At 73.3% G+C, this 17,096-nt stretch carries 19 protein-coding genes; 11 read left to right on the plus strand and 8 right to left on the minus strand.

The window, feature by feature from the left end; genetic code table 11:
- Positions 1-8: 8 nt before the first annotated feature.
- Complete coding sequence (locus BKE41_RS24745) at positions 9-1,367, plus strand: MFS transporter (RefSeq protein WP_071000231.1); 1,359 nt, start codon at positions 9-11, stop codon at positions 1,365-1,367.
- Positions 1,368-1,381: 14 nt separating this feature from the next.
- Here the strand turns inward: BKE41_RS24745 and BKE41_RS24750 are convergent, their stop codons facing one another.
- Genes BKE41_RS24750 through BKE41_RS24760 form a run of 3 tightly spaced genes read right to left on the minus strand, consistent with a single transcriptional unit; the run spans position 1,382 to position 4,280 of the window.
- Positions 1,382-2,173 carry an ABC transporter ATP-binding protein gene (locus BKE41_RS24750; protein WP_012321748.1) on the minus strand — a complete coding sequence of 264 codons (792 nt, stop codon included), beginning with the start codon at positions 2,171-2,173 and terminating at the stop codon, positions 1,382-1,384.
- A complete protein-coding gene (locus BKE41_RS24755) occupies positions 2,167-3,171 on the minus strand; it encodes an ABC transporter permease subunit (RefSeq protein ID WP_071000232.1) in 1,005 nt (334 codons plus the stop codon). Before BKE41_RS24755 ends, BKE41_RS24750 begins: the two co-directional genes overlap by 7 nt.
- An 8-nt stretch (positions 3,172-3,179) precedes the next feature.
- Positions 3,180-4,280 carry an ABC transporter substrate-binding protein gene (locus BKE41_RS24760; RefSeq protein ID WP_071000233.1) on the minus strand — a complete coding sequence of 367 codons (1,101 nt, stop codon included), beginning with the start codon at positions 4,278-4,280 and terminating at the stop codon, positions 3,180-3,182.
- Between the two features lie 489 nt (positions 4,281-4,769).
- Between BKE41_RS24760 and BKE41_RS24765 the strand changes: the two genes are divergently transcribed.
- The 7 genes from BKE41_RS24765 (at position 4,770) to BKE41_RS24795 (ending at position 11,240) form a co-directional block, all read left to right on the plus strand.
- Positions 4,770-5,915 carry an acyl-CoA dehydrogenase gene (locus BKE41_RS24765; RefSeq protein WP_071000753.1) on the plus strand — a complete coding sequence of 382 codons (1,146 nt, stop codon included), beginning with the start codon at positions 4,770-4,772 and terminating at the stop codon, positions 5,913-5,915.
- A 27-nt stretch (positions 5,916-5,942) separates the two neighbouring features.
- Positions 5,943-7,037, plus strand: coding sequence for an LLM class flavin-dependent oxidoreductase (locus BKE41_RS24770; RefSeq protein WP_071000234.1), 1,095 nt, complete (start codon positions 5,943-5,945; stop codon positions 7,035-7,037).
- Positions 7,037-7,975, plus strand: a complete 939-nt coding sequence (locus BKE41_RS24775; protein ID WP_071000235.1) for an ABC transporter substrate-binding protein — start codon at positions 7,037-7,039, stop codon at positions 7,973-7,975. The genes BKE41_RS24770 and BKE41_RS24775 overlap by 1 nt, the downstream gene beginning before the upstream one ends.
- A 19-nt stretch (positions 7,976-7,994) precedes the next feature.
- Complete coding sequence (locus tag BKE41_RS24780) at positions 7,995-8,537, plus strand: cupin domain-containing protein (RefSeq protein ID WP_024828543.1); 543 nt, start codon at positions 7,995-7,997, stop codon at positions 8,535-8,537.
- Positions 8,538-8,556: 19 nt separating this feature from the next.
- Complete coding sequence (locus BKE41_RS24785; RefSeq protein ID WP_071000236.1) at positions 8,557-9,903, plus strand: LLM class flavin-dependent oxidoreductase; 1,347 nt, start codon at positions 8,557-8,559, stop codon at positions 9,901-9,903.
- A gap of 77 nt (positions 9,904-9,980) precedes the next feature.
- Positions 9,981-10,637 carry a hypothetical protein gene (locus BKE41_RS24790; protein ID WP_071000237.1) on the plus strand — a complete coding sequence of 219 codons (657 nt, stop codon included), beginning with the start codon at positions 9,981-9,983 and terminating at the stop codon, positions 10,635-10,637.
- A gap of 222 nt (positions 10,638-10,859) precedes the next feature.
- The gene (locus tag BKE41_RS24795) at positions 10,860-11,240 is read left to right on the plus strand and encodes a response regulator (RefSeq protein ID WP_012321757.1); all 381 of its coding nucleotides are present in this window, start codon (positions 10,860-10,862) and stop codon (positions 11,238-11,240) included.
- Positions 11,241-11,253: 13 nt separating this feature from the next.
- Here the strand turns inward: BKE41_RS24795 and BKE41_RS24800 are convergent, their stop codons facing one another.
- Positions 11,254-12,114: a hypothetical protein gene (locus tag BKE41_RS24800; RefSeq protein ID WP_012321758.1), complete on the minus strand. Its 861-nt coding sequence runs from the start codon at positions 12,112-12,114 to the stop codon at positions 11,254-11,256.
- Positions 12,115-12,171: 57 nt separating this feature from the next.
- Complete coding sequence (locus tag BKE41_RS24805) at positions 12,172-12,447, minus strand: hypothetical protein (protein WP_012321759.1); 276 nt, start codon at positions 12,445-12,447, stop codon at positions 12,172-12,174.
- A 214-nt stretch (positions 12,448-12,661) separates the two neighbouring features.
- On the opposite strand from BKE41_RS24805, the gene BKE41_RS32270 reads away from it, so the two are divergent.
- A complete protein-coding gene (locus BKE41_RS32270) occupies positions 12,662-13,396 on the plus strand; it encodes a hypothetical protein (RefSeq protein WP_012321760.1) in 735 nt (244 codons plus the stop codon).
- 586 nt (positions 13,397-13,982) lie between these two features.
- Positions 13,983-14,210, plus strand: a complete 228-nt coding sequence (locus tag BKE41_RS24815; RefSeq protein ID WP_012321761.1) for a hypothetical protein — start codon at positions 13,983-13,985, stop codon at positions 14,208-14,210.
- 7 nt (positions 14,211-14,217) lie between these two features.
- On the opposite strand, the gene BKE41_RS24820 is transcribed toward BKE41_RS24815, so the two are convergent.
- Positions 14,218-15,186 (minus strand): helix-turn-helix domain-containing protein, encoded by a 969-nt coding sequence (locus tag BKE41_RS24820; RefSeq protein ID WP_058606319.1) that lies wholly within the window; start codon positions 15,184-15,186, stop codon positions 14,218-14,220.
- 121 nt (positions 15,187-15,307) lie between these two features.
- Here BKE41_RS24820 and BKE41_RS24825 point away from each other — a divergent pair, with 121 nt between their 5' ends.
- The gene (locus tag BKE41_RS24825) at positions 15,308-15,748 is read left to right on the plus strand and encodes a MucR family transcriptional regulator (RefSeq protein ID WP_012321763.1); all 441 of its coding nucleotides are present in this window, start codon (positions 15,308-15,310) and stop codon (positions 15,746-15,748) included.
- A gap of 77 nt (positions 15,749-15,825) precedes the next feature.
- Here the strand turns inward: BKE41_RS24825 and BKE41_RS24830 are convergent, their stop codons facing one another.
- Together BKE41_RS24830 and BKE41_RS24835 are read right to left on the minus strand one after the other, a co-directional pair.
- Positions 15,826-16,344, minus strand: coding sequence for a hypothetical protein (locus BKE41_RS24830; protein ID WP_012321764.1), 519 nt, complete (start codon positions 16,342-16,344; stop codon positions 15,826-15,828).
- 31 nt (positions 16,345-16,375) lie between these two features.
- On the minus strand, positions 16,376-16,951 hold the full coding sequence (locus BKE41_RS24835; RefSeq protein WP_071000238.1) for a hypothetical protein: 576 nt from the start codon (positions 16,949-16,951) through the stop codon (positions 16,376-16,378).
- Positions 16,952-17,096 lie beyond the last annotated feature (145 nt).

Below are 17,096 nucleotides of genomic sequence, written 5' to 3' on the forward strand. Positions count from 1 at the left end.
ACAGGACCATGGCAACACCGACCACGCCACACGCGGCGGACGCGGCCGCCTTCGAGAGCCGAACGATGCGGAAGGTCGGCCTGCGCCTGATCCCCTTCCTCGTGCTCTGCTACTTCATCGCCTACGTCGACCGGGTGAATGTCGGCTTCGCGGCGCTGACCATGAACCACGATCTGGGCCTCTCCGCCGCGGCCTTCGGCCTGGGCGGCGGCCTGTTCTTCGTCGCCTACGTCCTGTTCGAGGTGCCGAGCAACCTCGCGATGGAGCGCGTCGGCGCGCGGATCTGGATCGCGCGGATCATGATCACCTGGGGGCTCGTCGGCATCGGCTCGGCCTTCGTCACCGGTCCGGTCAGCTTCGCCACCGCCCGCTTCCTGCTGGGCGCGGCCGAGGCCGGGTTCTTCCCGGGCGTGATCCTGTACCTGACCTACTGGTTCCCCAAGGCCTACCGGGCGCGGATCGTGGCGATGTTCATGGTCGCGATCCCGCTCTCCAGCTTCTTCGGCTCGCCGCTCTCGGCGGCGCTGCTCACCCTCGACGGCGTCGCGTCCCTGCGCGGCTGGCAGTGGCTGCTGATCATGGAGGCGGTCCCGGCCGTCATCCTCGGCGTCGCCGCCCTCGCGCTGCTGCCGAGCCGGCCGGCCGAGGCGACCTTCCTGAGCCCGGCGGAGCGCGGCTGGCTGACGGACCGGCTGGAGGCCGAGCGGCGCGCCGCCGAGGCGAGCGCCGGGCACCACGCCCACGGCCTCGCGGCGGTCTGGGCGGTGCTCGCGAGCCGGCAGGTCTGGCTGCTGGCCGTGATCTACGCGGGCAGCTCGGCCACCAGCAACACGCTGTCGCTGTGGATGCCGCAGATCCTCAAGGGGTTCGGCCTCAGCAACCTGCAGACCGGCCTGCTGAACATGATCCCGTTCGGCATCGCCTCGGTCTTCATGATCGTCTGGGGCCTGCGGGCGGACCGCAGCGGCGAGCGGATCTGGAGCACGGCCCTGCCGCTGGCGCTGACCTCGGTGAGCTTCGCCCTGACGCTGCTGACCGGCTCGCTCTGGATGACGCTGGTCCTGCTCTCGCTGGTCCTGCTCGGCAACTACGCGATCAAGGGCCCGTTCTTCGCCCTGGCGACCGAGACGCTGCCGCCGGCCCAGACGGCCGCCGGCATCGCGGCGATCAACACCCTGGCGCATCTCGGCACCGGGGCGATCACCTCGCTGATCGGGGTGCTGCGCGAGCAGACCGGCAGCTTCCCCGTCGCCCTGCTCCCGCTCTGCGCCCTCACCGGCGCCGGCTGCGCCCTGGTCTTCTGGATCGGCCGGCACCGGCCGCGGGCAGCGGCCGTCGGGGCGGCCCCGTCGGCGGCGCGGGGCTGAAGCGGCGGCGACGCTCAGGCCGGCTGGCCGAGGATTCCCAGGATCTCCCGGCGCAGCCGCACGATCTCGGGATCGTCGCGGTGGCGCGGATAGGGCACCGCGACCGGCAGCGCGGCCCGGATCGCGGCCGGGCGGTCGGAGAGCACGATCACGCGCTCGGCCAGGACCAGCGCCTCCTCGACGTCGTGGGTGACGAGGAGCGCGGTGAAGCGCTTCTCCTGCCAGAGCCGCAGGATCTCGGCCTGCATGGCCAGCCGCGTCAGGGCGTCGAGCTTGCCGAGCGGCTCGTCGAGGAGCAGCAGGCGCGGCTCGTTGACGAGCGCCCGGGCGAGGGCCGCCCGCTGCGCCATGCCGCCGGAGAGCTGGTGCGGGTAGACATCCGCGAAGCCGGACAGGCCGACGAGCCCCAGCGCCCGGTCGACCCGGGCCGCCCGCGACCGCCCGACGCCGCGGGCCTCGAGCCCGAGGGCGACGTTGCCGCGCACGGTCCGCCACGGGTAGAGCGTCGGGTCCTGGAAGACGAGGAGCCGGGACGGGTCCGGCCCCTCCACGAGGTCGCCGTCGACCCGGATCGCGCCCTGGTCGGGCGGCTCCAGGCCGGCGACGAGCCGCAGCAGGGTGGACTTGCCGCAGCCCGAGGGGCCGAGCAGCGCGACGAAGCCGCCGGGCTCCACGTCGAGGCTCACCCGGTCGAGGACCGGCAGGGGCGCGCCGCGGATCGCGAAGGCGTGGCTGACGGACTCGACCGTCAGGCGGGCGCCGGCCGCGCCGGCTTCGGGGCGTTCGAGGGTCGCGGCGGCTACCATTGCACCAGCCCCTTCTGCCAGGCGAGCAGGCGGTCGCGCAGGCGGAACAGCAGCGTGATCAGGGACGAGCACATCAGCGCCATCACGATCAGCGCCGCGTACATGTTGGCGTAGGCGGCCCAGCCCTGCGCCCACTGGAGGTACCAGCCGAGGCCGGACTTCACGCCGAGCATCTCGGCGACGACCAGCACCGCGAAGGAGCCGCCGAGCCCCATGAACAGCCCGACGAAGACGTGCGGCAGCGCCGCCGGGATCGCCACGCGCAGGATCAGGAAGCCGCGCGAGGCGCCGAGCGTCCGCGCCACGTCGAAATAGGCCTTGTTGACGCCCGCCACGCCCGACCAGGTCAGCACCGTGACCGGGAAGCCGGTGGCCAGAGCCACCAGGAAGGTGCTGGCCGACCACGAAGACGGGAAGACGAAGAAGGCGAGGGGCAGCCACGCCGTGGCCGGCAGCGGCCCGACGAAGCGCAGCACCGGATGGGCCCAGTAGCCCACCGCCCGGAAGGTGCCGATGGCGACGCCCAGGACGAAGCCGGTCGCCGCCCCGATGGCGTAGCCGCCGGAGAGCAGGATCAGGGAGTTGAGGATGCTGCCGCCGAGCTTCGGCCAGTCATCGAGGAAGACCTCCAGGATCGCCTGGGGCGAGGGGAAGAACGGCATCGGCAGCAGGGCGAGCTTCGCCGTGATCGCCTCCCAGGCGATCAGCGCCAGGGCCAGCGCCGCGAGCCAGGGGCTCCCGTGCCGCAGCCGCACCCCGAGGGTGCCGAGGCGGCCGGCCGCGGGCGCGAGGACCAGGAGGGCGAGGCCGAGCGCCGCCGCGCCGGAGCCGAGGGCCGCGGTCTCGGGCAGGTCGTCGGCCTCGGGCAGGCCGAGGGTCACCCCGGCCAGGGCGAGCCAGGCGGCACCCGCGAGGACGATCCGCCAGGGCGGCCGCGGCAGCTTTCGGGACGGGGCGGCGGCCCGCGGGGCGACGCCGGCGGCGATGCTTCCGGACATGGCGCGCCTCAGCTCAGCACGTCGGCGTAGATCCGCTCGGCGAACTTCGCCGTGTCGGTGGATCGCCGCAGGACGTTCACCTGCTTCAGCTCGTCCCCGTAGAGCGCGAGCTGCTGCTTGAGATCCCCGCCGACCGGGCTGTCGCCGTGCTGCTGGCTGCGCAGCATCGCGGCGAGATCCGCGATCGACCCCTTGCCGCCGTAGCCGGAGAACGCCCGGGCCGCGGCCTCGGGATCCCGGTGGACGGCGTGGCCGCCCTCCAGGATCGCCCGGGTCAGCGCGCGCGCCACCGCGCGGTCGTTCCGGATCAGGCTGCCGCGGGCCGCCACGACGCAGCAGGTCCGGCTGGCGTATTCTCCGGACAGGTTGGTGGCGACCTCGGTGAAGCGCGGGTCCTTCAGCCAGATCCAGGTCCGCGGGTCGGAATCGGCCAGCGCCTGCGCCTCGCCCTTCTCCACCGCGAGGTTCAGCAGGTCGGCCGGGTACTGCCGCCACTCCACCCCGCTCTCCGGGTCGATCCCCGCCTTGGCGAGCAGCAGGCCGAAGAAGTTCTTGGCCGGGCTCGCCTGGTCGCTGATCGCGATGGTCTTGCCCTTCAGCCCGGCGATGTCGGCGATGCCGGAGGATTTGGCGCTGAGCAGCCGCAGGCAGCCGCCGTGCAGCCCCGCGGTGATCTTCACGTCGAAGCCCTGCTCCAGGGGCTTGAGCCAGCGCAGGGCCATGCCGATCCCGGCATCGGCCTTGCCCGTGGCGATCGCCTCCAGCAGGGCCTCGGTCGAGCCGCCGAAATTGACGAACTCCACGTCGAGGCCGTGCCGGGCGAAGATCCCCTGCTCCTTGGCGAGCGGCGCGGCCGCCGTGCAGATGGCCGTGGCGTTCCAGGCCAGCTTCACGATCCGGAGCGGGCCCGCGGGCGCCTCCGCGGCGGCGGGCCGGCAGAGCGGGCCGGGATCGAACGGTGCCCCCGGTCCGGGCGCCCAGGCGCGGCCGGTGCCCATGCCGAGGCCGAGCGGCAGGGCCGCGGCCGCGGCGCCGACCTGCAGCAGGCGCCGCCGGGAGGGCGCGGGATCGGAGGAGGGGCTGCCCGGTCGGGAGGGCGCGTCGGTCATCTCGGGTCTCCGGGCCGCGCGACCGCGCGGCGGGAACGGCGCGCGTCACCGCCCCGGTCGCGCGACCGGGCGGATCTGGCGTCCTCGTCTTCGGGAATGATCCGTCGAGGGATCAGGGTGCCGAGTATTCGATCGCTGCGAGACCGAGTCAACGAAAGCGTTTCCTCTATTTTCGCGCGATCGGGTAAGATCATTCACGGATCGGCGCCGTCGCGCGGCGCTCGGGCGGCTCGGCTCATCGGCACGGGGCGTCGTTCGTCTGTCTCTCGATGATGGGATACCGAACGATGACGGGGAAAGGTTCGATGCCGGCCCCCTGTGGGCGGAGACACGTTCTTCTTCGCCGACCGACGACGCGGCAACATCCTCCTGCCGATCCATGAATATTCGGAACGGCATTCCGTTGACGCGATCCGGGTCCGGGCGGACCATCGCGGCTCCCGGGATGGCGCCGCGCGGCCGCCCGCCGATCACGTCGCCGAACACCCCATGACCGTCGCCGTCCCGCCCCCCGACATCGTCAGCAGCCTCGCCGGGCGGCTCGCCGCCCGCGCGGCCGACCACGACCGCGCGGGGACCTTCCCGCACGACTCCCTCGCGGCGCTCCGGGAGGCCGGGCTCCTGGCTCTCACCGTGCCGCGGCGTCTCGGCGGCGGCGGTGTGGGCCTCGCGCGGGCCGCCGCTCTGGTGCGGGCGCTCGGCGCCGCCGACCCGGCGACCGCCCTGGTCGTGGCGATGCAGTATCTCCAGCACGGGCTGATCCACCGGCCGGATACCCCGTGGCCGCGCGCGCTCGCCGACGCGGTCGGCGCGGCGGCGGTGGCGCGGGGGGCGCTGATCAACGCCCTGCGGGTCGAGCCCGAACTCGGCACGCCCGCGCGGGGCGGCCTGCCGGCCACGGTCGCCCGCCGCGACGGCGCGGGCTGGCGGATCTCCGGGCACAAGATCTACGCGACCGGCGCGCCGGGGCTCGCCTACGGCCTCGTCTTCGTCCGCACCGACGAGGCGGAGCCGCGCACCGGCAACGTCCTGGTGCCGCTCGACGCGCCGGGCATCCGCATCGCGGAGACCTGGGACCATCTCGGCCTGCGCGCCTCCGGCAGCCACGACGTCCACTTCACGGACGTGCCGATCCCCGGGGACCACGCCGTCGACCTGCGGCCGCCGGGCGGCTGGTCGGGGCCCGATCCCTGGCAGCAGGCCTGGAGCTGCACCCTGCTCGCCGCCCTCTACGACGGCGTGGCCCGGGCGGCGCAGGACTGGTTCATCGGCTTCCTGCGGGCGCGCCGGCCCGGCAGCCTCGGGGCGCCGCTGGCGAGCCTGCCGCGCTTCCACGAGGCGGTCGGCGAGAACGAGCGGCTGCTCGCCGTCAACGCGCGCCTCGTCGCCGGGCTCGCCGCCGAGGTCGACGCGGGACATCCCCCGCCGCCGCGCGAGTCCGGATTCGTGAAGCTCACGGCAACGGAGAACGCCGTCGCGGCGGTCCAGCGCGCCGCGGAGCTGTGCGGCAACGCCGCCCTGTCCCGGGCGAACCCGCTGGAGCGGCACCTGCGCGACGTCCTGTGCGCGCGCATCCACTGGCCGCAAGGGGACGCCGTCCGCGCCGCCGCCGGCAGGGACGCCCTCGGCGCCTGAACCCGCCCTCGACCCGGAGATCGCCCCATGAGCCTGCTTCCCCCCGACGCCGTCGAGTTCATCGGCTTCGTCGCGCCCCGCCACACCTCCGAGATCCACCCGGCCGCGGGGCCGGCCATCGACCGCGACTACCTGAAGCTCCTGGCGCAGGCGCACGAATGGGGCGGGTTCGACCGGGTGCTGGTGGCCTTCCACGCGACCACGCCGGACGCGCTCCTGCTCGCCGGGCAGGTCGCCGCCGTGACCGAGCGGCTGGGGCTGATGATCGCCCATCGCACCGGATTCACGGCACCGACCGTGGCGGCGCGGCAGTTCGCGACCCTCGACCAGCTCACCGGCGGCCGGGTCGCGATCCACGTGATCAGCGGCGGCGACGACCGGGAACTCGCCCAGGACGGCGACCACCTCACCAAGGACGCGCGCTACGCCCGCACCCGGGAGTTCCTCGACATCGTCCGGCAGAGCTGGACCGCCGCGGAGCCGTTCGACTACGCGGGCGATCACTACCGGGTGGAGCGCGGCTTCTCCGAGGTGAAGCCGGTCAACGCGATCCCGGTCTATTTCGGCGGCGCCTCGCCGGCGGCGCTGGCAGTGGCCGGCCGCCACGCCGACACCTACGCCCTCTGGGGCGAGACGCACGCGCAGGTCGCCGAGCTGATCGGCCGGGTGCGGGCGGCGGCCGCGCCCCACGGGCGGGCGCCGCGCTTCAGCCTGTCGGTCCGGCCGATCCTGGCCGAGACGGAGGCGCGCGCCTGGGAGCGCGCCGAGGACACCCTGGCCCGGACGCGGGCGGTCCGGGCCGCCAGGGGGCTCGGCCCGGCCGCGACGCCGCAGAACGAGGGCTCCCGGCGGCTCCTCGCGGCCGCCGCCGCGGGGCCGCGCCACGACAAGCGCCTGTTCACCGCCATCGCGGCCGAGACCGGGGCGGCGGGCAACTCGACCGCCCTGGTCGGCACCCCCGAGCAGGTCGCCGACGCCCTGCTCGACTATCACGACCTGGGCGTGCGGACCTTCCTGATCCGCGGCTTCGACCCGCTGGAGGACGCGCTCCAGTACGGCCGGGCGCTGCTGCCCGCCTTCCGGGACGCCCTCGGGCGCCGCGGCGCCGCCGAGGCCGCCTGATGCGCGCCGTCATCCTCGCCCTGCTGGCGATCCTGGCGGTCCGGCCGGCGCAGGCCCAGGACGTGCTGCGGGTCGGCGACCAGCGCGGCAATGCCCGCGCGCTGATGGAGGCGGCCGGCGTGCTCGACGGGCTGCCCTACCGGCTCGACTGGAGCGAGTTCCCGGCGGCCGCGCCCCTGCTCGAGGCGCTGAACGCCGGCGCGATCGACGCGGGCGGCGTCGGCGACGCGCCCTTCACGTTCGCGGCCGCCGCCGGGGTGCCGGTGAAGGCCTTCCTGGCCTTCCGCAACCGGCAGGACGGGTTGGCGATCCTGGTCCTGAAGGAATCGCCCCTGCGCACCGTGGCCGACCTGAAGGGCAAGCGCGTCGCGACGAACCGCGGCTCGATCGGCCATCAGGTGGTCCTGGCGGCGCTGGAGGAGGCGGGGCTGCCCGCCGACAGCGTGACCTTCAGCTTCCTGCCGCCGGCCGACGCCAAGATCGCGCTGGCTTCCGGGGCGGTCGACGCCTGGTCGACCTGGGAGCCCTACACCTCCACGGCGGAGCTCGCCGGCCTCGTCCGGGTGATCCGCGACGGCAACGGCATCACCCCGGGCCTGACCTTCGCGGTGGCGAGCGACGACGCGATCCGGACCAAGCGGGCGCTGCTCGCCGATTTCGGGGCGCGCCTCGCCCGCGCCCGGGCCTGGGCCCTGACGGATCCGAAGCCCTACGCGTCCGTCTGGTCGAAGCTCATCGGCCTGCCGGAGGCGGTGCCGCTGCGCTGGTTCGGCCGCGCCGCCTACCGGGCCGTCCCGATCGACGCGTCCGTGATCGCCGACGAGCAGCGCAGCATCGATCTCTACGTCCGCGCCGGGCTGATCCCGAAGGCCCGCGCGCCGCGGGCCGAGGCGATCCTCGACACGAGCGTCTCGCAAACCGCCGCCGCCGTGCAATGATGGCGCGGGAGGATCCGACATGCACGACAGCGGCGACGACCACGGCCACGCGCACGAACATGGCCACGCGCAGGACCACGCCCACGCCCACGACCACGGGGCGTCCGAGCGCTGGAAGCACGACGGCGTGCGGGTGATCCCCGGCGACCGGCTCGACGCCAACACCGCGCAGACGCCCGGCATGTACCGGCAGGCGGCGATCAACGCCGCCCGGGTCGGCGCCCAGAAGATCTGGGCCGGCACGGTGGCGATCCAGCCCGACGCCAAGACCGGCGTGCACCACCACGGCGAACTGGAGAGCGTGATCTACGTGGTCTCGGGCCGCGCCCGGATGCGCTGGGGCGACAGGCTCGAATACGTCGCCGAGGCCGGGCCGGGCGACTTCATCTTCGTGCCGCCCTTCGTGCCGCACCAGGAGATCAACGCCTCGACCGACGAGCCCCTGCACTGCGTGCTGGTGCGCTCCGACAACGAGGCGGTGGTGGTCAACCTGCCCGACGTCGAGGCCGCCGAGGCGCCCGAGACCGTGTACTGGGTCGACCCGATCCACAAGCATCCGTGAGAGACCGGAGCGGAGAGCGATGAGCCGGGACCGCCAGCTGCATCTCGGCGCCTTCATGCGCCCGGTCGGCATCCACACCGCGTGGTGGCGCTATCCGGGCGGCTATCCGGACGCGAACTTCAACTTCGAGCACCTGGCGCACTTCGCCCGGCGGCTGGAGGCCGCGAAGTTCGACGCGTTCTTCATGGCCGACCATCTGGCGGTGATGAACATGCCGGTGGCGGCGCTCCGCCGCTCGGCCACCATGACGTCGTTCGACCCGCTGACCCTGCTGCCGGCGCTCGCCGTGCTCACCGAGCGGATCGGCCTGATCGCCACCGCGTCGACCACCTACAACGAGCCCTACCACGTGGCCCGCAAGTTCGCCTCCCTCGACCACATCTCGAAGGGGCGGGCCGGCTGGAACCTCGTCACCTCCGGCAACCCGGACGAGGCCCTGAACTTCGGCCGCGACGCGCATCTGGAACACGCCACCCGCTACGCCCGCGCCCGCGAGTTCTTCGACGTGGTGACCGGCCTGTGGGATTCCTTCGCCGACGACGCCTTCACGATGGATCCGGCGAGCGGCCTGTTCCTCGATCCGGCGAAGATGCACGTCCTCGACCACCGCGGCGACTTCCTGAAGGTGAAGGGCCCGCTCAACGTCGCCCGGCCGGTGCAGGGCTGGCCGGTGATCGTCCAGGCCGGCGCCTCCGAGGCCGGCAAGCAGATCGCCGCCGAGACCGCCGAGATGGTGTTCGGCGCGGGCTCGACCCTGGAGGCGGCGCAAGCCTTCTACGCCGACGTGAAGGGTCGGATGCCGGCGGCGGGGCGCGACCCGGACCAGCTCAAGATCCTGCCCGGCTGCTTCGTCGTCCTGGGCCAGACGGAGGACGAGGCGCGGGCCAAGAAGGCGCGCCTCGACGACCTCGTCCATCCCGACAGCGGCCTCGCCAACCTCTCGGTCCGCCTCGGCGTCGACGCGACGGGCTTCGACCTCGACGCGCCGCTGCCGGAGCTCCCCGAGAGCAACGCCAGCAAGAGCGGGCAGGCCCAGATCGTCGACTACGCCCGGCGCACCGGCGCGACCGTGCGGGCGCTCGCCCGCAAGGTCGGCGGCTACGGCGGCCTGCAGATGGTCGGCACGCCCGCGCAGGTGGCCGACCGGATGGAGGAATGGCTGGAGACGCGCGCCTGCGACGGTTTCAACGTGATGTTCCCGTTCGTGCCCGAGGGGCTCGACGACGTGGTCGACCGGCTGGTGCCGGAGTTGCAGCGGCGCGGGCTGTTCCGCCGGGACTACGCGGGAACGACGCTGCGCGACCATCTCGGCCTCGCGCGACCGGCCAACCGCTTCTTCCCGCCCGGCGCCCCGCCACCCGCATGAGCGCGGCCGGGCGCCGAACAACGCCGAGAAGCGGGGGTTGAACCACAGGTGATCCCAAGCGTCTGAAGGGAACCTGTATGCGCCTGTTCAACCTACTTCGCGGGGCCGCGGCCCTGACCGCCCTCACCACGATCCCGGCCGCCGCCCTCGCCCAGGAGGGCGGCCCCTGCACGGACGCCATCGCCCAGCTGAGGCGGGACATGGGCAACCAAGTCGGGATGGGGGCACCCACCTCCGAGCCCGATTACGGGCAGCGCAAGGGGCCGGAGAACGCCGCGAGCCGGCAGACGGCCGGCACGACCACGGGCACGACCACGGGCACCACCACGGGTAGCGCGGCCAAGCCGGTCGGCACGCCCGACACGGACCGCGCCCAGAAGGGCGGGGCCTCCCGCGAGAGCGGCGGCACGCCCGGCACCGTGGGCGGTGTGTCGGGACCGGTCGGGGCGGCGAGCGGCAAGGGGCAGGCCGACGACGTGGCGAGCGGCCGGGTCGCGACCTCGCCGGACGATGTCCGGCGCCAGTCCGAGAACCGGCCGACGGCGGCCGCCGCGGCCGCCGCGGCCGCGCAGGGCGGCGACGCCAAGGCCGCGCCGGGCCTCGCGTCGGAGGACAAGGTCTCGCAGGCCAAAGCCGCCCTCCAGCGCGCCGTCGACCTCAACGCGAAGGGCGACCAGGGCTGCCGGGACGCCGTGCAAGAGGCCCGCAACCTGCTGCCGAAATCGGATCGCTGAGACTTGCGGCGCGGGATCTGACACAGGTAAGTTCGCGCCGGCGCGACCGGTGACATGCTCGATCCGCCGACGGTTCGCCGTCGGTGTGGCCCCGCCCCGACGTTCCTCCGACACAGCCGGGTGGGGCCACGCTTTCGAGCGCGCGGCCGATCCTCTGGACGGGCGAACCTCCGGTGGTTGCGCGGGATCGCGGTTGAAGGTCGCGCAAGGACGGGAGGGGTCGTGCCCGAGGCTGTTCCCCCGCTCTCGGGGTGCCGCGTCCTCGTCGTCGAGGACGAGTATCTCATCGCCAGCGAGGTCAAACGCTGGTTGCGCAGCGCCGGGGCCGAGGTGATCGGTCCGGTCTCGCGCGCCGATCTCGCGCTGGATCTGATCGCGGAGCGGAAGCCCGACGCCGCGGTGCTCGACGTGAATCTGGGGGACGGGGACACCGTCTATCCGGTCGCCGACCGGCTGGGCGTCCTCGGCGTGCCGTACCTGTTCGCCACCGGCGACGTGCGGGTCTCCGGCGCCTCGGCCGGAGCCAGCCGGCCCATCCTCGAGAAGCCGTTCGTGGCGTCGGAGCTCGTCCGGGCGCTGACCAAGCTCGTCGCGGTCCCCTGAGGTCGCCGCGGCCTCAGAGGGGGCCCGGTCCCGGATGCGGGCCCATGCGCCGGCGGTCGTGCTCGATGGCGAAGACGTGGGCGTAGAGGTTCGCGACCCAGCCCCGCCCCTCGACCGTGAGGTCGAGGAACCGGATCGCGTCCCCGATCACGGGCTCGATCTTGCCCCAGAAGAACGACGGGTAGCGCTCCGCGAGGTCGGCCGGGCTGTCGTAGCCGAGTTCGGCGTTGACGCCGATCTCGGCGAATTCGTGGAACAGGGCGTTCAATTTGCGCGGGTAGAGCGGGTCTCCGAGCTGACCGATCAGGTCGGCCGCCCGCAACAGGCCGGCCTCGGTTCCGGTCTCGCGATGGGAATCGGCTTCCGGCACCGGGAAGCGGGTCAGCTCGATCGCCCGGATGACCCGGGCCGCGTCGACGAGATCGTGCGTGCCGAAGCGCTCCTGCACGGCGAGCTTCGAGCGCTCGACGTGGTAGGGCGCCAGCGCCGCGTCCGAGGCGCCCCGGGGCAGGCTGACGGTCGTGCCCTGCGCGTCGATGACGAAGGCCTGCAGCCGGTCCCCGGCGCAGACGCCGCGCACGTAGCCGATGTCGTGGTAGAGGGCGGCCAGGATCATGTGCAGCCAGTCCTCGGGCGTGATGCCCTGCTGCAGGAAGCGGCCGCGGAGGATGTCCTGGGCGACCAGGGTGACGAGGGCCGTGTGGTCGCCGTCGTGGTAGAGGGCGTCGCTCCCGACGAGCCGCTCGATCGTCAGGCGCGCCGCGGCCTCGATGATCTCGGCGTAGCGCGGCTCCCGGCTGCCGAAGGTCCGCTGGTAGGTGAGGGCGAGGTGCTCGCCGAGGGCGTCGGCGAGCATCTTCGTCGCGTCGAACATGGAATCCTCGCGGTCAGCTGCGGTGGGCGGCGGCGCGCCCGGCCGGGTCGATGGAGATCACGCGGATCGCTCCCCGCGATCGACGAGCCGCTCTTCGAGATAGGCCGCCGCGTCCGCGTAGAGTTCGTAGCGGCGCAGCAGCACCGCGCGCTTGTCGGCCTTCGTCGCCGCGTCGAGCTTGGCGTGGGCCTTGTCGGCGCGGGCGCGCAGCTTCCCGGCGAGCTTCTCGAAGGCGGCATCGATGCGCGCGCCGACCTTCTCGCCCTCGGCGCGCGCCGGATCCGGATCGTCCCGCCGACGCTTCGGCGCGGCCCTCGTCGCTTCTCCAGCCATGACGCATCTCCGGTCGCCCTGATCGGTGGCGGAACCGTATGACGGAACGATCACCGGCGCGACACGGGAACGGCCGCCGGCGGCGCGGCGCTTTCTCAGGCGTGTCACGGAACACTGCCCTGGCTCGGTCCCGCGACGCGCAGGAGGACCGGCGCTGCGGCCCGACGACAGCGCCGTCCTGGACGCCACCCCGGATGCCACCCCGGATGCCACCTTGGAGGCGATCCGGCGCGACCTCGCCGACAGCTGCGACGAGGAGCCGGGCCTCGGGCTCGAGGAGGAGCGCCTCGACCGGCTGGCGGCGGACCACGGCGGCGCACCGCCCGGTCGCCTCGACCGCAAGGTCCACGTCCGCGAACGGCTCCGGCTGCAGCACGAGCTGGTCCCCCGGCAGGACTGGGTGCAGGATCGGAAGCTGCGCGTGGTCGTGCTGCTCGAGGGCCGCGACTCGGGCGGCAAGGGCGGGGTGATCGAGCGGATCACGCAGCGCCTCAATCCCCGCGTCTGCCGCGTGGCCGCCTTGCCCGCCCCGAGCGAGCACGAGCGGACGCGATGGTATTTCCAGCGCTACGTCTCTCATCTGCCTCTTCCACCGCGATGGTCGGGCCGAGCGCGTCCTGACCGCGGCGCAGAGAGCGGCAGGGGAGTCGTGATCCTGTCGCGGTGGCGCGGCTATAGCGCCGCCATGGCGAAGCGCCCGATGACTCTCGACCTGTTCACGACCCTGGATATCGTCGATGACGACGTCTCGGCCGTCGTCGACGCCTATCTGGCCGATCCCACGCCCGGTTCGGTGGCGTTCGGGGACGGCTTCCGCATCGACCCCGCGGCGGCGGTGGCCTCGCATCCCTTCGCCCGGACGCTGATCGATCAGCCCTGGGCCGATGCCGGGCTGCGCCGGGCCGCCATCCGCGCCGCCATCCTGCTGGCGGAGCCGGAACGGGCCTGACCCGACCGGCCGTGTGTCACGCGACGGCCGCGCGACAAGTCACGCGCCTGTCATGCGGCTGTCATGGGCAGAATGGCAGGTCGCCGCCACGGCGAACCTCCCGACCCTATGCCGCCACTTCGCCCGCCCGGTCCTGCCGCGGCGGGCTTTTGTCTGCCCGCGGGACGGCCTTCGCGACGGAGCGCGTCGGATCGGTGCGGCATCCGATCCCGGTGTCGGGCGGCAGCGTTCCGCCGGTTCCTACGCCTAAAACGGTACGTGCGCGGCCCTCCGCCTGCACGACGCTCGGTTGTAGCCTCCGGCGGATACGGGGCGGATGAACGGCGTGCCGCCACGGTGAACGGTTGGTTTACCCAAACCGCACAATTGCGCCGACCGCCCCGATCCGGGCGCGATCGGCGGGCGTTCTACGGGCAGGTCCACCGGAGACGTGCTGTCATGCTGATCCTGAACCCGATGACCGGACAGATGGTCGAGGTGCGCGTGCCCCGGCCGAAGCCGAAAACCGCCTGACCGCACGCGTCCTCCGCCCCTTTCCCGCACGCCCGCGACCCGGACGGCGTGCTCTCCCAGCCCCGCGCGACCCATGATGCCGACCGACCTCGACAGGCCCGCCGAACTGACCCTCTGGCCGGGCTACGCGCCCGCCCGGGTGGCCGTGTCACACAACTTCCCCACGCTGCGGGCAGCCCTCGCCGCCGCGATCGCGGCGATCGACGCCGAGGATGCCAATCCCTGGATCATCACCGAGGGCGGCGACATCCTCGCTCCGGGATGGATCCGCGCGAACACGGCGGGCGCCGTCCTGCAGTAGCGGATCGTCAGCCGACGAGTTCGGGCGCGCTCCGGTTGCGCCACCGGTACTCGCTCGGTGAGATCCCGTAGCTGTCCTTGAAACGTCGGCTGAAATGGCTCTGGGTGCAGAAGCCGCAGCTATAGGCCAGTTCCCCGACGGCGAGATGGGCGAAGCCGGGATCGGCCAGACGCTGCGCGGCGATCTCCAGGCGCCGCCGCCAGATCCAGTCGGCGATGTTCCTGTCCTGCTCGCGGAACAGGGCCTGGAGGTGGCGCAGCGACACGCCCACGGCCGCCGCGAGCCGGGCGGGGTCGAGGTTCAGGTCGCCGAGATGGGCCTCGATATGCGCCAGGGCGCGCTGGAAGATCAGGACGCCCTGGATGTTCTTGGGGGTGTCGTGCGCGAGGCGCTCCGCGATGCTCGCGACGATGAGATCGATGCCGACCGACGCCATGCGGTTCGACATGTCGGGCGTCAGCCGCCCGGCATTGCGGACCAGTTCCTGGAAGAAGGTCGTGACCATCGACGTGCCGACCTGATCCGCGCCGATCGTGAGGGACGTGAAGCGGCGCGTCGAGCCGAGGGCGCGCTCCAGCGACTCGCGCGGCAGTTCGACGAACAGCGTCTGCGTGTCGACGTCGGAGGCCATCGTGGCCGGCCGCCGGTCCATCACGACGATGTCGCCGGGATTCTGGATGGCGGTGCGGTCGTCCTGCGCGCTGTACACGCGGCCCTTCAGCGTGATCGCGACGTTCAGGGTCTCGTGCTTGCCGTGCCGGCGGATCGTGTCCGGGGTCGCGACGGTGGTGACGGCGCTCTGCGTCACGCGCGTGATCAGCAGCGGTCCGACCTCGGCGGCCTCCAGGGTGCCGGCGAAGGCGTGTGCCGTGGCAGGGGTCAGCTCGACCGGCACGATGCGCTCGAAGATCGTTTCACGCCAGAGACGGAAACTGTCTTTCGGCTTGAAATCCGCCGTCGAGAACAAAGTCCTCATCGCAACTTCTTGTATTCATGCTTCGCCGCGCGCGCTCGGGAAAACGGTAGCACGCTCTCAGGCAAGCGCAACGGCGCGGGCCGACTTATGAAGGTTCTTGACCTTCCCAGGAGCCTAGACCGTGTCCGATTCGACCCTCGTCAGCCCGCAAACCAATATCGAGCTGACGGCCGGGCTCGTCGCTGCCTACGTATCGAACAATCGGGTTTCCGCCGGGGATCTCCCGGCCCTCATCGCGCAGTGTCACGACGCGATCACCGCGCTCGCCAACCGCGGCGAGGCGTCGATCGCGGCGGCGGATCTGGACGCGCTGCGCGACCGGCCCAGCGCTGCGCAGATCCGCAACTCGATCCGGCCCGACGCCATCGTGAGCTTCATCGACGGGCGCCGCTACAAGACGCTCAAGCGCCACCTCACGGCCCACGGCCTGCACCCCCAGAGCTACCGCGAGCGCTACGGTCTGCCGGCGGACTATCCGATGGTCGCGCAGGAATATGCCGAGCGTCGGTCCGCGCTGGCGCGCTCCATCGGCCTCGGCGTGCCGAGCGAGCGCGCCGCCTGAGCCGACCGGCCCCGTCAGGTCGCCGCTGATTCGCGGCCGACGCCCGGTCGCCTCCGCGCCGGCCGGCGCTCCCCGCCTCAGGCGGCCGCGTGCCGCCCGTCGGGCCGCAGGTCCCGGCTGGCCTGCTCGATCCGCCTCAGCCAGTCCTCGGCCGCCGCCGCCCGCAGGGTCGCGGCCTCGGCGCGCGCCTCCGCCTCCCGGACGCGCCGGTCGGCCTCCGTCTCGCGTTCGTGGATCTGCCGCGCCGCCTGCGCCCGCGTCTCCTCCAGAAGCGCCCTCAGGGTCTGGATCTCCTGCTGGGCGGCCTCGAGATCCGCGGCCAGGGTCTCGCAGGTGGTCGATTGCCGGCGCAGGCGCTGATCCTGCGCCTGGGCCGCGACGGTCGCGGCCGAGAGCGTGTCGAGGATCTGGCTCCAGTCCGACACCGGCCGCGACGGGCGATCCGCGGCGGGTTCGGGGGGCGCTCCGGAAGGCGCCGCCGGGCTCAGCGCGTCGGCCGTCCCGGGGCCGTCGGCGAGCGCCGGGGCCGGCTCCGCCGGCTCATCGCGGGCGCGCGCGATGCGGGCATCGAGCTCGGCCCAGAACGCCGCGTTCATCGCCGCGGCGACCCCGCCGGACCCGCGCCCGTCACGAGGCCGCCCGCGTCGCGGAGGCCCGGGTGCGGGCGTCCTGGGTGCCGCCCGCCTGCCCGGCCGCCTGCCCGGCCGCCTGCCCGGCCGCCTGCCCGCCCGGCTGCATCACGAACTCCGCGTCGATCGTCTCGGCGATGCGCTGGAGCATCTGCTCCGCCGCCGCGGCCCGCTCCTCGGCGGCCGCGGCCCGGTCCTCGGCGGCCTGGATCAGCTTGATGGCCTGCGCGTGGACCTCGTGGGTCTCCCGCTCGGCCGCCAGCACCTGGGCGCGGGCCGCGTCCATGTCGGCGCGCACCTGCCGCAGCAGCTGCTGGACGTGCGACTCCTGCTCCTGCGCCCGGTCCTCGACGTCCCGGATGTAGCGCGCCGCGCCCTGCACCCGCTCCAGCAGGTCGGGCCAGCGCTCGACCGGCGACGGGTTCTGGTTGCGCCCCTGCGCCGAGACGCGCTCGTCCGCGGCGAGCAGGACGAGGTTGCCGGTGCGGATCCGGGTCGTCGGCTCGCGGGCCTCGCGCGCGACGGCGTCGATCTGGTCCAGCGCCTCGGCCTTGGGGTGCTTCGTCTGTTCCATCACGCGTCCTGCCGACAGGGTGCAGCGCAAGCCTTCGGTGAGGCATCGGGGTCCGTCTCACACCGACGGAAAATGGTTAACAACTCCTTAATGTTCGCGCTAGGGTTGCGTTGGTGCGGCGATGCCCGCGCGGGTGCCGCGCGGG

Source organism: Methylobacterium sp. C1 (genome assembly GCF_001854385.1).
GTDB lineage: Bacteria > Pseudomonadota > Alphaproteobacteria > Rhizobiales > Beijerinckiaceae > Methylobacterium > Methylobacterium radiotolerans.

Coding starts and splice junctions, on each gene's coding strand:
- BKE41_RS24780 (WP_024828543.1), top strand. CDS start 7,995: ATGCACGACAGCGGCGACGACCACGGCCACGCGCACGAACATGGCCAC.
- BKE41_RS24770 (WP_071000234.1), top strand. CDS start 5,943: ATGAGCCTGCTTCCCCCCGACGCCGTCGAGTTCATCGGCTTCGTCGCG.
- BKE41_RS24775 (WP_071000235.1), top strand. CDS start 7,037: ATGCGCGCCGTCATCCTCGCCCTGCTGGCGATCCTGGCGGTCCGGCCG.
- BKE41_RS24835 (WP_071000238.1), bottom strand. CDS start 16,951: ATGGAACAGACGAAGCACCCCAAGGCCGAGGCGCTGGACCAGATCGAC.
- BKE41_RS24765 (WP_071000753.1), top strand. CDS start 4,770: ATGACCGTCGCCGTCCCGCCCCCCGACATCGTCAGCAGCCTCGCCGGG.
- BKE41_RS24755 (WP_071000232.1), bottom strand. CDS start 3,171: ATGTCCGGAAGCATCGCCGCCGGCGTCGCCCCGCGGGCCGCCGCCCCG.
- BKE41_RS24790 (WP_071000237.1), top strand. CDS start 9,981: ATGCGCCTGTTCAACCTACTTCGCGGGGCCGCGGCCCTGACCGCCCTC.
- BKE41_RS24830 (WP_012321764.1), bottom strand. CDS start 16,344: ATGAACGCGGCGTTCTGGGCCGAGCTCGATGCCCGCATCGCGCGCGCC.
- BKE41_RS24800 (WP_012321758.1), bottom strand. CDS start 12,114: ATGTTCGACGCGACGAAGATGCTCGCCGACGCCCTCGGCGAGCACCTC.
- BKE41_RS24750 (WP_012321748.1), bottom strand. CDS start 2,173: ATGGTAGCCGCCGCGACCCTCGAACGCCCCGAAGCCGGCGCGGCCGGC.
- BKE41_RS24760 (WP_071000233.1), bottom strand. CDS start 4,280: ATGACCGACGCGCCCTCCCGACCGGGCAGCCCCTCCTCCGATCCCGCG.
- BKE41_RS24805 (WP_012321759.1), bottom strand. CDS start 12,447: ATGGCTGGAGAAGCGACGAGGGCCGCGCCGAAGCGTCGGCGGGACGAT.
- BKE41_RS24815 (WP_012321761.1), top strand. CDS start 13,983: ATGATGCCGACCGACCTCGACAGGCCCGCCGAACTGACCCTCTGGCCG.
- BKE41_RS24745 (WP_071000231.1), top strand. CDS start 9: ATGGCAACACCGACCACGCCACACGCGGCGGACGCGGCCGCCTTCGAG.
- BKE41_RS24785 (WP_071000236.1), top strand. CDS start 8,557: ATGAGCCGGGACCGCCAGCTGCATCTCGGCGCCTTCATGCGCCCGGTC.
- BKE41_RS24820 (WP_058606319.1), bottom strand. CDS start 15,186: ATGAGGACTTTGTTCTCGACGGCGGATTTCAAGCCGAAAGACAGTTTC.